At 46.1% G+C, this 280-nt stretch carries 2 tRNA genes; both read right to left on the bottom strand.

Going from position 1 to position 280, the window contains the following annotated elements:
* Positions 1-18: 18 nt before the first annotated feature.
* Positions 19-94 (bottom strand) — tRNA-Gly (locus P20480_RS02390).
* Positions 95-159: 65 nt separating this feature from the next.
* Positions 160-245, bottom strand: a tRNA-Leu gene (locus tag P20480_RS02395).
* Positions 246-280 lie beyond the last annotated feature (35 nt).

Here is a 280-nt window from a genome sequence, read left to right as displayed (position 1 = left end):
AAGTGGATAAAACTAATATGGAGCGGCACACGAGGCTCGAACTCGTGACCTCGACCTTGGCAAGGTCGCGCTCTACCAACTGAGCTAGTGCCGCATCATATTAATTCTACTATTACATTTTAAAAGTTATATGTTGGTGCATATAACTAAACCACAAAGTGGTGCCCGAGGCCGGACTTGAACCGGCACACTCTAAGAGCGAGGGATTTTAAATCCCTTGTGTCTACCAATTCCACCACTCGGGCATCGAGTTTGCTATTTAAAGCGTGTGGAGTGTTGA

Source organism: Pseudoalteromonas sp. BSi20480 (assembly GCF_000241365.1).
In the GTDB taxonomy this organism is placed as follows: Bacteria; Pseudomonadota; Gammaproteobacteria; order Enterobacterales; family Alteromonadaceae; genus Pseudoalteromonas; species Pseudoalteromonas marina.
The sequence above is the reverse complement of the archived record's forward strand: the minus strand, read 5'-3'. Positions and strand labels throughout refer to the sequence as shown.